This is a genomic window from Marinomonas transparens, assembly GCF_016463975.1.
Taxonomy (GTDB): domain Bacteria; phylum Pseudomonadota; class Gammaproteobacteria; order Pseudomonadales; family Marinomonadaceae; genus Marinomonas; species Marinomonas transparens.
This window is the reverse complement of the sequence record NZ_JAEMNX010000011.1, coordinates 153,427-167,586: the sequence shown is the minus strand read 5'-3', so window position 1 is coordinate 167,586 and position 14,160 is coordinate 153,427. Positions and strand designations below refer to the sequence as shown.

The 14,160-nt window shown below is 43.6% G+C and carries 13 protein-coding genes; 2 read left to right on the top strand and 11 right to left on the bottom strand.

Features of this window, described 5'->3' with window-relative positions; all coding sequences use genetic code 11:
* Together I8J31_RS11315 and I8J31_RS11310 are read left to right on the top strand one after the other, a co-directional pair.
* Window positions 1-489 (top strand): antA/AntB antirepressor family protein (locus tag I8J31_RS11315; protein WP_233402716.1); only part of this gene is annotated, 489 nt, incomplete at its 5' end.
* A gap of 104 nt (window positions 490-593) precedes the next feature.
* On the top strand, window positions 594-821 hold the full coding sequence (locus tag I8J31_RS11310; RefSeq protein WP_199468668.1) for a hypothetical protein: 228 nt from the start codon (window positions 594-596) through the stop codon (window positions 819-821).
* Window positions 822-909: 88 nt separating this feature from the next.
* Here the strand turns inward: I8J31_RS11310 and I8J31_RS11305 are convergent, their stop codons facing one another.
* The 11 genes from I8J31_RS11305 to I8J31_RS11255 all read right to left on the bottom strand — a co-directional run bounded on the left by I8J31_RS11305 (window position 910) and on the right by I8J31_RS11255 (window position 14,145).
* Window positions 910-2,400, bottom strand: coding sequence for a sigma-54-dependent transcriptional regulator (locus tag I8J31_RS11305; RefSeq protein WP_199468667.1), 1,491 nt, complete (start codon window positions 2,398-2,400; stop codon window positions 910-912).
* A 22-nt stretch (window positions 2,401-2,422) separates the two neighbouring features.
* Window positions 2,423-3,955: a SpoIIE family protein phosphatase gene (locus tag I8J31_RS11300; RefSeq protein WP_267905891.1), complete on the bottom strand. Its 1,533-nt coding sequence runs from the start codon at window positions 3,953-3,955 to the stop codon at window positions 2,423-2,425.
* Window positions 3,956-3,973: 18 nt separating this feature from the next.
* Window positions 3,974-5,398, bottom strand: a complete 1,425-nt coding sequence (locus I8J31_RS11295) for a response regulator (RefSeq protein WP_199468665.1) — start codon at window positions 5,396-5,398, stop codon at window positions 3,974-3,976.
* Window positions 5,399-5,402: 4 nt separating this feature from the next.
* Window positions 5,403-6,110, bottom strand: coding sequence for a tyrosine-protein kinase family protein (locus I8J31_RS11290; protein WP_199468664.1), 708 nt, complete (start codon window positions 6,108-6,110; stop codon window positions 5,403-5,405).
* A 10-nt stretch (window positions 6,111-6,120) separates the two neighbouring features.
* A complete protein-coding gene (locus I8J31_RS11285; protein WP_199468663.1) occupies window positions 6,121-8,238 on the bottom strand; it encodes an SLBB domain-containing protein in 2,118 nt (705 codons plus the stop codon).
* Between the two features lies 1 nt (window position 8,239).
* Window positions 8,240-9,046 carry an OmpA family protein gene (locus I8J31_RS11280; protein WP_199468662.1) on the bottom strand — a complete coding sequence of 269 codons (807 nt, stop codon included), beginning with the start codon at window positions 9,044-9,046 and terminating at the stop codon, window positions 8,240-8,242.
* A 30-nt stretch (window positions 9,047-9,076) separates the two neighbouring features.
* A complete protein-coding gene (locus tag I8J31_RS11275) occupies window positions 9,077-9,406 on the bottom strand; it encodes an STAS domain-containing protein (RefSeq protein WP_199468661.1) in 330 nt (109 codons plus the stop codon).
* A gap of 257 nt (window positions 9,407-9,663) precedes the next feature.
* Complete coding sequence (locus I8J31_RS11270; RefSeq protein WP_199468660.1) at window positions 9,664-10,329, bottom strand: sugar transferase; 666 nt, start codon at window positions 10,327-10,329, stop codon at window positions 9,664-9,666.
* A gap of 4 nt (window positions 10,330-10,333) precedes the next feature.
* A complete protein-coding gene (locus I8J31_RS11265) occupies window positions 10,334-11,494 on the bottom strand; it encodes a glycosyltransferase family 2 protein (RefSeq protein ID WP_199468659.1) in 1,161 nt (386 codons plus the stop codon).
* On the bottom strand, window positions 11,485-12,585 hold the full coding sequence (locus I8J31_RS11260) for a glycosyltransferase (RefSeq protein WP_199468658.1): 1,101 nt from the start codon (window positions 12,583-12,585) through the stop codon (window positions 11,485-11,487). Before I8J31_RS11260 ends, I8J31_RS11265 begins: the two co-directional genes overlap by 10 nt.
* A gap of 18 nt (window positions 12,586-12,603) precedes the next feature.
* Complete coding sequence (locus I8J31_RS11255) at window positions 12,604-14,145, bottom strand: GumC family protein (RefSeq protein ID WP_199468657.1); 1,542 nt, start codon at window positions 14,143-14,145, stop codon at window positions 12,604-12,606.
* Between the last annotated feature and the right edge of the window lie 15 nt (window positions 14,146-14,160).

The following is a 14,160-nucleotide window of genomic DNA, read 5'->3' as shown; positions in this document are numbered from 1 at the left end:
ATCGACAACCTGATGCGGCCCGCGTCAGACGCAAACGCCAGTGTGCAGAAAACCAAGGACTATTTCCTCAGTCTCGATATGGCCTATGAAATGGCGATGGAAGAAGAGGGCGAGCTAGGCCGACAAGTGGGTGACTACCTTAGAGACTGCGATACCCCACAACATGCTTACATTGCGATTCAAGACAGGCCCTTTGTTCGACGGGCGGTGGGTCAAGCCATGAGAGCAACGACCGCCATTCCCTTACCAATAGAGGCGCAGGTCAAGCAAGCCGACCTAGACCAGTATCAAGCATTGGGTAAAGCCACCCAGCCCATGGCGCCCGACGAAGACTTGTTGGTCTTGCCCATTCATGAAGTCAGTAAAACCATCGAAACCTTATCTCTTTACCGAGACAAGGTGACCGAACTGCACGGCTTGTCAGTCTGGATGGAGCAGCACATTAGCAACCTCCATGCTTACATCAACCACCAGTTTATGGAGGGTTAAGTACTATTATTGATAGCAAGCAGTGCAAAAAAATGGCCTTCTGATTCAGAAGGCCATTTTGTTTTCTGGCAGAAGAAAAGGTGCATTTAAAGCGAGTATTCCTTATGGAACTCTTAACGTGTGTGTCATATTTTAAGCTCAGCCAAACACCTGAGACCTCAGAATTCACCAGTGTGAAAAAGCGTGTCGTTGCTGCTAGGCATCAAAAACAACCGAAACCGCTTTATCCTTTTGTTGGTAACCCTAGAGAGAACATACCTGATGGCTTGTCTTTCAAATTGATGGACTACCTTGAGTTGTTTGATACGACGGGGCGTATCAACCAGAAATAATGGCGATGTAACAAAACTTTAAGCTGGAACCCAATAATCTCCCTTCAAGTTGAAACGCGGCTTGCCGCGAATATATGCCTTCGCCCCTTTACATACTGTCCCATTGTTGTTTTTTTCGATAAATCGTCGATGGGCTGACTTCCAGCTGTGCAGCGGCTTGCGGGATATTTCCATCACATAGGGCAATCGCCCGCTCTATGACATTTTTCTCAACCATCCAGAGGGGCTGAATAGCATCGTGGGTTTGTGGCTTGAAAGCACTATCTAATGATGTTGAAGCGTCATTCATTGTGCTGGCGATTTCGTAATTTGTTTCATCATGGCTGATGGGGTTATCGCTAATCGCTTCCTCTTGCCTAATAGGCGCTGCTGATCGGGTTCGTACCTGAATATTCTGGGTAAGGTCATTAAGCGGCGGAGGCAACATCTCTGTATCAACAGTATCACCATCGTTTAAGACAATAATATTCCGAATGACATTTTGTAATTGTCGGATATTGCCCGGCCAATGAAAGCTGTTTAACACGACTTCTGTTTTGGGAGTAAATTGAGAAAAAGGTTTCTCTTCTTCTTTGGCGTAAAGTTTTAAAAAATGTCTGGCTAACATAATAATGTCCGCTTCTCGCTCGCGTAATGGCGGTAGGGGAATCGGAATAACGTGCAATCGATAGTAGAGATCCTCTCGAAAGCGTCCGGCTTCCACTTCCTTAAGCGGATCCCGGTTAGTGGCGCAGACAAAACGCACATCGACTTTTTGCATTTCACTGCTGCCAACTTTTTGATAGGTGCCTGTTTGAATAAAACGCAGTAATTTGACCTGTAAATCCATGTCCATTTCACAGATTTCATCCAAAAATAATGTCCCTTTATTAGCACGTTCTGCAGCTCCTTGCCTTGGGGCCACAGCGCCAGTGAAAGCGCCTTTGATATGGCCAAAGATTTCACTTTCCATTAAGTCTTTGGGAATAGCGCCACAGTTAAGTGCAACCAAGGGCTGTCCCTTACGGGGGCTGAGTTTGTGAATGGCTTCTGCGCAGACCTCTTTACCTGTACCGCTTTCTCCAGTGACAAAGACGGTCGCTTTACTAGGGGCAGCACTTTCTATGATGTTGTAAACCCGTTGCATCGGCGTTGATTGGCCGACAAAGCCGACAAACTTATTACGTTCAAAGTTGTCTTTCAGGGTTTGCAGTTGTTTTTCAAGTTGGGTGTTTTTAAGGGCGTTTTGAACGGTTGTCAGTAAGCGATTCGCATTAAAAGGTTTTTCTAAGTAATCGAGGGCGCCATAGCTCATGGTTTCGACAACGGATTCTACTGATCCATGGGAGGTGATAATAATCACAGAACAGGGCAGTTTCCGTTGATGAATCGATTTAAGAATGTCAATGCCATTCATATCGGGTAATTGCAGGTCCAATAACACTATGTCATAGGTATGCTGCGAAATGCTATTAAGCGCATCTTGACCCGTGTCGACAAGCGCTAGTTGATAGGACTGATCCTCTAAATAGCTTTTATAGAGTTTAGAGAGTGTTGGGCTGTCTTCTATAATGAGTATTGATGCATCCGTATCCTTCATATTTATCCTCTGTAACCCCTTGTTAGGCTATTTTCTCTATTAAGATAACGCTTATATCGTCATTTAGGGGGATTTCTTCTAAAAATGTCTCTATGCATTCCGCAAGAGGGTGATGGTGCCTCTTGGCATACTGGATTTGCTCGCTAAGGTGCTTTAAGCGTTGTTGCTCTTCCTCTGGTTTATTTGGCACCTCGACCAGACCATCGGTAAATAACAGAATCGACTCGCCTACGTCCATCATAACGGGCGTTGGAGAAAAATCTGGGTCACTATATAAGCCTAGTAAGGGGCCGGTAATTGGTAAAGAGGCTAAATGGCCATTTTGGGAAATAATAAAGGGTGGTAAGCCTGCTGAATTGGTCAAATATATCTGCTCTTTTTCGATGGACAGGCATTGCATTGTGGTAATGATTTCAGGGGCGGATTTGCTTAACCAAGTATTGGTTGCATTGAACAGTTGTAAAGAATAAGACGGTGCGTCTAAGTGACATAGCGGCAGTGTAGACATGGCTTGAATAAAGCCATGTAGTCGTGAGGCGTTAAAGCAGGCTTTGATATCGTGTCCCATGACATCGCAGAGAATCGCATGCACGTTGTTTTTATCTTGGTTTGTCTCTATATGCCAGCAATCCCCACCACCAATATGGGCGCTACGTGAAAAAGAGGCCATACGATAACGATCATTTTTATGGGCGGCATCAATGGGCTTACGCAGTTGTTGCTTTACCTCTGAATCGAGCAGGGTATAGGCCTGTAGCAGCAAATTATGGCTGCGCTGTATGACCCTTTCTATCACATTGAGAATTTTTGTTTTTTGCACCGGCTTTAAAATGAAGTCATCAATGTCGCTACGAAAAATATTACTCTCTAATGCTTCCTGATTATCAGCTGTCAGAAAAATAAAGGGGGTGGTATTAAGGTGTGAAATATCTCTTAGGCGCTCACGAAAGGCTAAGCCGTCCATTTCAGGCATGTAAACATCAGAGACAATGATGTCCACATGATTGTGTTTAAGCCAGTCATAGGCACTGATCGGCGAGTCGAAAAGGAAGGTTTGATGCTCTTCAAGGTACATGTTCAGCATATTTAATTGTAAGGCATCATCATCGATGATGGCGATTTTATAACGTTGGGAAGTATCCGCTATGAATAGGCTGAGCTGCCAAGAATTCTTTTGTTGATCAGCAAAGCGCTGATAGTCACATAGATCAAATTCAGATTTAAGTATGGCCATACCATAACCACTGGTATTTGGTTCAGCAGCCAAGAGATCATCTAGACTGCTAATCTCAAAGTCGTCGGGTATTGGACTTCCATTATCATCAATGTTGAGCTGAAATAGCGTTTTGCTCCAACTCATATTCAGTTGTATTTGCGTTGGCTTTGTTTGGCTGTGTCGGATGTAGTTGGTACAAATTTCAGTAACGGCCAATAATATTTTATTACGCTCAGAATCTTTTAGAGGAGCGTGCAGTAACATGTTTTGCAGGCCTTGTCGTGCTCTTCTAGGCAGATTATCTGAGTATTGGAAATGTATAGATTTAGGCGCAAACATAGTTATTCCTGCTGATGGTTATTCCTGCTCGGCATTAGTGTAAAACGCTAACAGTTCTTCTTTACCACAATCAAAAATTTCTCTTGCTTGTGCGGTCTGTGTTGCTATTTCTTCATCTCTACCATCGCGACAATTTAATTCGATTAAGTGACAAAGCGCGGACAGGGACATGAGCCCAAAGCTAGCAGCGGTACTTTTGATGGTGTGTGCTTGGCGCTTCAGGTCCAGAAGAGAGCTGTCATGAATGCCTTGTTCTAATGTCGTTAGGCGCTTTTCGATTTCTTCGATAGCAACATGGGTCATGTCATTTGTCCGCTGCTTGCCGATATCTTGCTGCATTTGCATGATTACATCTTGGTCAAAGGGAAGCTCTTGTGAGGCTGAGTTTTCTTTATGAGATGCATTAACAGAGCTGTGAGCGCGCTCAAAAAAATCACTTAAGGTTTTTATTAGATCATTGTTGGAAACAGGTTTATGTATGAAAGCCTCAATGCCCACTTGCTGAATCGCCTTATCGATCTCTTCATTTCGAGTACCGGACATAGCAATAATCGGTGTCATGGTATGTTGCGGTAGGTCTTTGATATGCTTTGCGGCGTTAATGCCGTCCATTGTCGGCATTTGCAAATCCATGAGAATAAGGTCGTAAGCTTTCAGCTTTGCTTGATTAATACCTTGTACACCATCATCCGCACAGTCTACCGAAGCCCCTTGGGTTTCAAGTTGACCTTTCATTAACATCTGATTGGCAGGGCTGTCTTCCACGAGAAGAATGTTTTTTCCAGACAATCCCTTTTTCTTAGGTACGGCAATTGAGCTGGGAGATGCAGATGAGGTCAGGTCTTCAATGAACACAAAGCAATAGTCTTTGTCTATGGTGACTCTTATTCTTGCTTGCTTCACGGTGAGTTGGTTATCAATAATATTATAGGTTGCGGATAAAAACGGTGCGCCTGTTTGTCTGCTTAGCTGTAGGTTTTTTTGCAAATCACTGGGGAAGTATTGATCGATATTAAGTGCTTTTAGGTGATCGACTTTGAATATATTCATGGCACTAGGGTTAGCAAAAAGCAGTGAATCTTGTTGGTATATCAATACCCCTTCCGGCATATTTTCTAGGGCGGCGAGAGTAATGTCATGGTCTTCTTTTGCCGATTGTGTTTCAAGCTGCGTCGTTTCAACAGAATGATTATCTGTGGCATTTCTTGCCGTGGCCTGTAATTTAGCTTGTAACGCTTCTAGATGTTCTATTTCTTGTTTTCTATGGGACAAAAATTGTTTCTGGGCCAAGGTATGGAATATCAGGGTCACCAAAATGGGGGATGACAAGGCCATAGTGATGAAAGTGATATCAAAGGTAAAAGTGCTTAAGGATAAAACAGCGACGAGCACCGTCTCCATTATCACCAGTTGTAACCACAATGCGGTTTTGAAAGTTAACATAGAATTAAGCCCTAAAGTTTAAAAAACCAGATTGACGAATGAACTTCTGCAAAGCACGTTGAAGCCAAGGCAGATGGGTGGATATGCGCTGTGTTTCTCGTAGCATTTCATCTGCCAAAGAAGGGAAGTCCATATCATTCATCACGACACCGATTAAATTCGCATTGGCTTGGGCAAATTTATCGCAGCATTCTTGTAAAATGGCTTGGGAAGTAAATTCACTCTTAATCATTAAAATAGAAGCATCCGCAGCGGCACAGATTAAATTCGTTGGAATATCCCTATAATTACTGGTGCTGATAGGCGAAGTATCAAAGATCACTCTATCATAGCTGGTCAACCATTCTGCGACGGAATGCTGTATGGCTACAGGGTCCCTGAAACTGGATGACGCCGTGTTACTTAGGGGAGCCGATAAAAAATCTGTGCCCTCCACAGACGGTGCGTAAATGGCCGATTTATTGTCTTGTCCCACTTGCCAGTCCTGTCTTATTAGGCCAAGTCGCTTATCTAAGCTCGGTTGGTGGAGGTTGACATCAATCAGCAAGACTTTATAGCCATTAGCTTGATAACGTTTTGCCAAGGCATACGCCATCATCGACGTGCCACATGAACCATGGGCTCCGCTTAGACTAATGCATTGATAGCGATACTTTTCTAAAGATTGGTAGATACTTTCAAGCTCTACGTAGTTAACCGGAAATGTGTTCATCTTGATGCTCCTATAGAAGTAAAACAAGCAAGGTGGCGATACTAAGAAAGTCACGCACCAAAGACATGGCCTGTGACCAAGTACCATTGTCATTTGAAGGTAAATACACCGTGTCTCCTGAGCGAACGATGGGCAATAACTTGTTTTCAGGGTTGTCCAAATATTCTTTAAGATTGAAGTGGGTGGTGGTTGGTTCACAGCAGCCTTGATGGAGTATCTGAATGTCTTCGATGTTGGCCTTATCCGTCGGCCCCCCCGCACGAGCGAGTAAATCCAGTAGGTTCATATCATCGTTAAAGCGATAATGACCCGGACTATTAAGGGAGCCCATGACACGCACGGAACGTGATGCTTGGCGTTCGTAATCAATGAGCTCTTTACCAGGAATAAAAATAGTATCGCCAGCTTGCAATGCTGGTAATAAGGTCTCGTCGCCGGTTTCAAAATACAGCGCCAAATCGACTTCTGTGAGCTGTACTTTTTTGGCATTACGATGAATCACTCGTACGGCCCTAAGGTCTGCTTGTTCGCTGGGCCCATTGGCTGCCGCTAAAACATCAAGGAAGCTCTGTTGGTCGGTAAAATGATAACGCCCTGGTACGCCTACTTGGCCTAATACGAAGACAGATTCTTCACTGATTTGTCGAGTCCAAACGGCTTTGTTTCCCGAGGGTAATTCCGGCACCCGGGGAATAATAACGCTATCGCCACCTTGTAATTGCGGTAGAGGCAGGCGGTTTTCACCTTTAAAATAAGCGGCTAGGTCATAAGTGACAGGAGCTTCATTACGGCGTTTAATGGTTAAGCGTTTTAAGTCGGCATCTTTTGCTGGGCCACGACTTTCGGCAATTAAATCCATTAAGCCCATTTCATCGGACCACTCATAACGACCCGGTTGGGTAACAGCACCAATCACATGTACTGCGTTATCTGGTGTGATTTTCAGCCAAGAGGTTTGATTTATGTCGTTTTTCTCTGGCACAAAAATGGCGTCTCCCGGAGCAACTTTTGGAACCTCCGCAACCGATAAGCCTTCGGTGTAGGCCTGTAAATCAAAATTTGACACTTGACCATTCTGACGAATAATCCGAATTTCTCGGGTTCTAGCAAAACGACTGGGGCCACCAGCATTCGCAAGTATTTCAAAGAAAGACGCTTCGCCTTTAACTTCATAGGCACCGGGGCGAAACACTTCCCCCATGACATAGACAGTACGGTTACCGGTTTTTACCTCTTCTTCTTTCATCGGCACAAATAAGGTCGCGCCGGGAGCAACCAAAGGCAGGTTCACCTTGCTACCGCCATCAAGATAGTCTTTGAGATCAAATAAGATGGGGTCGCCATCGGTAATTAAGCGAATTTGTTCCACGCTAGCGAAGCGTGTTACGCCGCCGGCACGCATCAGCATGTCGACAATGTTTTGCTCGGCATCATAGGTAAATGAACCGGGTTTATGAACTTCACCAAATATTTTTACAGATTGAGATTTTTCTGCGGCATCGCCACCAGATAATAAACTGGCGGCATCGAACTCTACCTCTACATTTCCGGTAAGAGGAGAAGAGGGTACAAAAATAATATCCAGTGGTTGCAGGGCGGGTATTAGGCTTTCATTCCCAGAATCTAGGTATTGCTTATAATCGACTACAGTAATGTCATCACCGCGACGAATTTGCAATTTATTAAGTTGGCCGCCGGGTTTAATACCGCCCGCGGCGGTCAGGGCCATTTGCAATGACCCATCACCTGGAATATCCACTTCTCCTGGGGCTTTGACATAGCCTAACACGGTGACCAGTAAACGCTGGGAAAGCATGGTCAAACGAAGTTTATCGGTATTCAAATAACGGGATGATAGCTGCACCTGAATCAGTTGCTGAGCGTCTTCTATAGTAAGCCCAGATAAGGTAATTAAACCGACCTCTGGAAGGACGATATTACCCTGACGGTCTACCGGAAAGGGAGCATCAAAGCCTGATTCACCTAAAAACTCAATGCTTAACATATCACCGGGACGAATTAAGGATTGTGTTTCCGCAAAACCAACACTGGTGTAGGCTAAACAAAAGATCATCATCCATTTGATTAAGATCAACTTGCCCTTCATAAATTGAGTGAACGGTTGCATTTTACTTCCCTCTCCAGATGTCCGTTACTGATGGCCATTCTTTGACCTTGCTCTCAAGTTTTTGGCTTGGAATTAAGAGAATGGCAGTTGCTTCAACCCTTCTATTTTTGTAACGCATTGATTCACTAGCATTACTGCTAATAGGGTTAAGCTCCCCCTGTGCATTTATTGCTATTTGATAGTCTGGCACATGTTGCGCTTTAAGATAGTTAGAAAGTGTAAAAGCGCGTTCTAAAGCCAAGTTTTCGTTTTTGTGAGCTTCCCCCATTGCATCTGTATGGCCCACCAAAGATACTTGATAAGCAGGGTGTGCTAGCAACCATTTTGCTAAATCATCTAGCAATAACGACATACCTGCCGGGAGATTCGCTTGGCCTGTGGTAAAGGTTTGCTCAGCAATTTGTTTGAGGAGAGGTTGTAGGGCGACTAAACGTAAGTCTTGAACGTATTGCTGACAAGCAGTGTTAATCTGCAAATAAGCGAGACCATCTTCGGCGTCTCGTATATGTTGGTCGAGTATGCGTAAGTTGAGCAAGGCATCCTGATCGAGTCCGCTTTCGTGTTCCCCGCGAATTTTTCTTGCGAGTTGTTGCATGCGATAAAGCCGTGCAGGAATACATTCAGCGCCACCCACACGATTAAGCTGAGCGATTCTAACACTGGCGATTCGTAGCGCATCGGCAACACGGTTTGTTTCCACCTGCTTTATATCATAGGGATAAACGGGCTTAGGGATAACATTATGCTGGCAGCCGCTGGTCATCATGACAGCAGAACCAAGAATCAAACAGTAAGCTAGGGTTTTCATTGAAGTCTCCTTTATCAGCATCGTGTTTGTTTATGACGCCAAACAGCTGCGGGCACTATCTTTAACTGGGATGGCCCGGTCTATTCGAAGTAGCGACATGAGCTCTTTTGGCTGCCCACTTAGGCCCACTAGAATCAGTTCTCGACCTTGTTCCCTAAGACGCTTAAATAGGTAAACGATGACACCAATGCCTGAGGAATCGATAAAAGTCACTTGGGAAAGGTCAAAGACAATGTTGCAGTCAAAGACGGTAGGAACGTTTTCAATCAACTCTTTCCTTTCTGCTACTGTGACACAGTCTAGTTCGCCTTTAATCTCTAATACTTCGTAATCATTGAGGGTGTAATGAGAGTGATACATAAGTTAATCCTTGTTGTTGAGTGACAATAACAAGTAGATTGCATGCTTCGGGCCAATTTTTTATTTTTTTATAAATCATTGTTTTAATTGAATTTAAAATATTTATTTGTCTTTTATAGGAAAGCTAATGGTTTTTTTAGAAAGGAAAATTGCAAATTGCGAAGGGTGATTGCGAATTGCAAACCTGCTTATCATTTGGTTGAGCGAAACAGGTTTGCGGTATTGCTTTTGTCGAGTCGTAAAAGTGTTTGATCAGATTATTGGCCGCGCCCTAGCAGTACTACACTGATGGTTTTCCAAAGGATCAATAAGTCCATTCGCAACCAGCCACCTAGACTTGCCATGGATACCGAATAAGAAAGGTCATAACCGAGCTTATTACGGCTGTCTTCAATGGTCTCATCATAACCTTGATAGACTTGAGCCAAGCCTGTAATACCGGGCAATACGCCATAAGTACGTTCATTGAATAACGGGATCTTTTGTTCTAATTTCCCCATAATGCCAGAACGCTCTGGGCGCGGACCTATCATAGACATCTCACCTTTAAGTACATTAAAGAGCTGCGGCAATTCATCCAATCGTGTTTTTCTCATGAAGTTGCCAATTTTAGTGATTCTTGGGTCGTTTTTAGAGGCCCACACTGGGCCTGTTTTTGCTTCGGCATTTTGGATCATGGTACGAAATTTAATCATATTAAACAGGCTGTAGGCGTTGGCGTTGGCCTGTCCAATACGTTGCTGAACAAAGAAAATGGGGCCTGCTGAATCGACTTTAATGGCGATCATTAACAGGGGCCAAAGAGGCAGGGTTACCAGTAATAGACTAATAGCCACCACTAGGTCGAAAGCGCGCTTGGCAATGCGTACTCTTAGGGGAATAAAGTGAGCAAATTTTGTTAGGGAAAGTGTTTGAGTATTCATGGTATTACCTCCAAGGGGCGTTATAAGCACCCGTTATATATTTTACTGCTCCAATCAAACTAAGTAGATGACCTGTTACCAAGTAATGAAGCTTAATGAGAATATGGTTATTTGACTTGAGCAAATGTTGCGCCAAGACCAGAAAATAAATCCCTATTTGTCCATAAAAGCAGGGAGCAAACCAGATAGACTCTAAGCTCATGAAGTAAGACGACAGCAAGGCAGCGATAAAAAAGACGGGAATAAAGGGACGAATCCATTTACAAGAAAAAAACATAAAAGCGGTAATGCCGTGTTTAGGATGCAAGAGGGAGCTCAATCTGATGCTTTGTTGAAAGTTCCCTGCACTGATGCGCACACGGCGTTTAAAGTCCTGCTCAAGGTCGCTGGGTTCTATTTCTACTGCGACCATATTGTCATCATAAATGACCCGTTGAGACTGCTTAATAATTTGGCAAGGTAAGATAAAGTCATCATTAATAGTGTCGCTTGGCAAGCCGTTAAATAATGCTTTACGGAATAAATAAAAGGCCCCATGGGCACCTAATGTTGAGCCCAACAGACTTTCTCTTAATTTAATCGCCGTTTGATATTGCCAATAAGCGGTTTCTTGTTGTTCTCCATTCGATAAAAACCGATAGGTGGCACATACCGCACCAACGTCTTTATTAGCAAAGTGCCCAGCGGCTATTTGCAACGCGTCAATGGATAACAAAGCGGTAACATCCGATAGAGCGATAATATCGGCTTCTAGGTTTGGTATAAGCTGATTTAATTGCGCCAGTTTACCGCGATTGACGGACTCATTATGAAGTTCACAAGAAAGTGTTTTACACATGGGCTCTTGCAATGCTTGATGCGCAAGCTCATAGGAGTGGTCAGTGCAGCCGTCAAAGATCAAATGTACCTGCAATTTGTCCAGAGGGTAGTCTAAAAACGCCAAGTTACGGACCTTTTCAGCAATCGCATTGGCTTCGTTATAAACCGGAATCACCAAGGCAATGGATGGGTATTCTTTAGTCGATAAAGATGCTGATTTTTGTTCGATGTGCTGTGATGTTTTCTTTTTTACCAAATACTTAAGCATCACGGGGTAGCCAAAATGATGATATAGAATCACCAAAGCAGATAGGCTAAAAATAGAGATAAATAGGATTATAGCCATTTTTCATTACCTCTTTTTATCATTAACTGTCGATATAGATGGGCCATATTTCTTAAAGAATGTTCTTTTTTCACAAAGTCACGGGGGCGATGGTTTAACATTAACAGCTTCCTACTGAGAACCGTTTTTAGCCCATTGGTTAATGCTTCTTGATCCTTTGGGCGCACTAACAAACCAGTATGAGGGCAAACCGCTTCTCGACAGCCGCCTACATCCGTGACGACTACCGGTACATTGCAGGCTTGGGCCTCTAAGGGTGAAAGCGGTAAACCTTCTGCTTCGGATGCTAAGCAAAAGACATCAAGACAGCGATAAAAGGCGGCCATGTTATCCAGGCTGCCTAAAAAATGAACCTGTTGCTCCACTTTCAATTTTTTGCATTGTTTCATTAGGGCTGCTTTTAAAGGGCCGTCACCAGCCAATGCCAAATGAACTGAGCTTGGTAGCTTCGTAAGGGATGTTAATAATGCCAAATGGCCTTTACCGGGTACCAATCGTGCCGCACAACCAATGATTTTTACATCTGTGGGTAAGCCCATTTTTTTGCGTGCGGTGACCAAACTACTTGGATAAAAAGCATCAATATCAATACCGTTGGAAATAACATGGTTGCGGTGCTTTGGAAACAGCTTGGAAAGTGCTTTGCCAACATATTCAGCATCTGCCACTAATTTTGGTTTGATGTAGTTAAGTAAGGCATATTGCAATAAATGGCGTTTACGACTTGATTGTAAATGCCATACATCATGCTCGGTATGGATGACTGACTGAAGTTTTAGATGTTTAGCTGCCAGTCCAGCATAAAGTAAAGGGCCGATATGGTGAGTATGAACCGCATCAGGTTTATGCTGCTTAAACAAAGCAATCAGTTGCTTAACAATGCCGTACTTCAGGCCAGGCTGTTTGTTGAGAAAAATCAATTCACATTGCACGTCTTCTAAGCGCTGCCAATCGGTTAGGGCTTGCTGCTGATTATTCTCCAGACTAATAATGATGACTTTATCAAGGGACTGATAAACCTTTTGTAGTTCTAGCACCAAGGTTTCAATGCCGCCTGGAGCAAGGTGTTGTACAACTTCGATAATTTTCATGGAATGTCTCCTGTTTGCTTATTCTTTTTTAAAGCGAGAAAAATAATTTAGCGCCTTACGTATGCGATTGGTTTTGTTTGTGTCACTGTCAAGGTGATCTAAATCCAATAGGTTATAATCGTCCTTGATTTTAGGAATGCGGGCTAATACGGGCACCTTAGCGATATCTTGTACTTCACTTATGTAGCGCAATTGGGAGTTAGTGACTTCTAATACAATGGCAGTGCCCACTCCTAAACCAATGCCAGCTATAACGCCGAGCACAACATACAAAAGGGTTGGCATGTTGCTCGGCCCAGAAGGCACATAGGCCTTATCAATTATTTTAATGCGATCTTTTTGCTCGAACTCCCCAAGTGCTCCGGTTACCTTAGCGCGTTCATAGCGATTCAAGGTTTCTTGGTAAACCTTATCTTGTACTTTCAAATCACGACTTAATGTTTGTAGTTGCTGTTCAATACCACTGCTGCTGTTAATTAATTGCAGTAGATCGTCATGCTGTTTATGCAATTGGTTGAGCTCTTGTTTTAGTCGTGAATAACGCAGTTTGGCGGATTCTATTTCGTTGTTTTGTGCCAAGTTGAGGGCGGTGGCAACTTTTTCCGATTGCGTTTCTAGGGCTTTGCCTGTGGCTAACCAAAGACGTTCAAGCTCTTCAATGCTGTCAATTTGATCAGTAAGCGTTATGAGGTCATGAAGTTCTCGCTCTAAACGGCTCAGCATGGCATTAGCAATGATGACCTTACTGTGTTGAGGGGTATAACGAGAAAGTAGGGTGCTTAATTCGCGTTTGTGGCTAACAATGTCACTCTCTATTTGTGCAATAAGCGGATTATTGCGAATCAACTGCGTATGCAAACTCGCCATTACAGCTTCTTGACCGGCAAATTCGATTTCTTTTTGCGCAATGAGTTGGCGTAATTCAGAAATCGACGAGACGTTATTGTTGAAGAGGCTAGGCAACTGCATGGTGTGTTTTGATTTAAAGTTAGCCAAGGCGCTTTCCGCTTGTTCTAAATGCATGCGTTGCTCTTCCAATTGAGCCAACAAAAACGCTTCTGAATTTGTCATAGAGCTGCGTTCAGGGGCTAATAACTGCTCAATAAAAACGTCTCTGACCTTTCTTAATAAGCTATCCATGCCCTGTTGAGTGTTACTGTGGTAAGACACGCGAATTAAATCAGAGCCAAATAGCGCAACTTTTAAATTGCTTGATAAGCGATTGATCACCCGATCTTTTTGGTAATCTGTGGCATTTTCTGGATACAAACCTTCTTCTTCTGCCACACGCTGTAAAATATGACGGCTGTGTAACAAGGTATCGAGGGCCTTCATACGTTGCTGTATCTGTGAGTCGACGGATAAATCTTTCAAAAAAGGGTTTAAAGTAGCGCTTTCTTGAATCAAGAAGGAAGTGTGGTTGTCGTACACCTTAGGCACAACGTTGGATAGCAAAAAGCCAAAGATAGGCAAGATCAATGGTGGGATCACTAATAGGTATCTATGCCTCCAAGCGGCACAAAGCAGGCGATATAATCGTGCTTGTATAGCTAAATGCATGATGACCTCAAATGA

Excerpts from the sequence above, each read along its gene's own strand:
- I8J31_RS11310 (WP_199468668.1), top strand. The coding sequence starts at position 594 with ATGGAACTCTTAACGTGTGTGTCATATTTTAAGCTCAGCCAAACACCT.
- I8J31_RS11305 (WP_199468667.1), bottom strand. The coding sequence starts at position 2,400 with ATGAAGGATACGGATGCATCAATACTCATTATAGAAGACAGCCCAACA.
- I8J31_RS11300 (WP_267905891.1), bottom strand. The coding sequence starts at position 3,955 with ATGTTTGCGCCTAAATCTATACATTTCCAATACTCAGATAATCTGCCT.
- I8J31_RS11295 (WP_199468665.1), bottom strand. The coding sequence starts at position 5,398 with ATGTTAACTTTCAAAACCGCATTGTGGTTACAACTGGTGATAATGGAG.
- I8J31_RS11290 (WP_199468664.1), bottom strand. The coding sequence starts at position 6,110 with ATGAACACATTTCCGGTTAACTACGTAGAGCTTGAAAGTATCTACCAA.
- I8J31_RS11285 (WP_199468663.1), bottom strand. The coding sequence starts at position 8,238 with ATGCAACCGTTCACTCAATTTATGAAGGGCAAGTTGATCTTAATCAAA.
- I8J31_RS11280 (WP_199468662.1), bottom strand. The coding sequence starts at position 9,046 with ATGAAAACCCTAGCTTACTGTTTGATTCTTGGTTCTGCTGTCATGATG.
- I8J31_RS11275 (WP_199468661.1), bottom strand. The coding sequence starts at position 9,406 with ATGTATCACTCTCATTACACCCTCAATGATTACGAAGTATTAGAGATT.
- I8J31_RS11270 (WP_199468660.1), bottom strand. The coding sequence starts at position 10,329 with ATGAATACTCAAACACTTTCCCTAACAAAATTTGCTCACTTTATTCCC.
- I8J31_RS11265 (WP_199468659.1), bottom strand. The coding sequence starts at position 11,494 with ATGGCTATAATCCTATTTATCTCTATTTTTAGCCTATCTGCTTTGGTG.
- I8J31_RS11260 (WP_199468658.1), bottom strand. The coding sequence starts at position 12,585 with ATGAAAATTATCGAAGTTGTACAACACCTTGCTCCAGGCGGCATTGAA.
- I8J31_RS11255 (WP_199468657.1), bottom strand. The coding sequence starts at position 14,145 with ATGCATTTAGCTATACAAGCACGATTATATCGCCTGCTTTGTGCCGCT.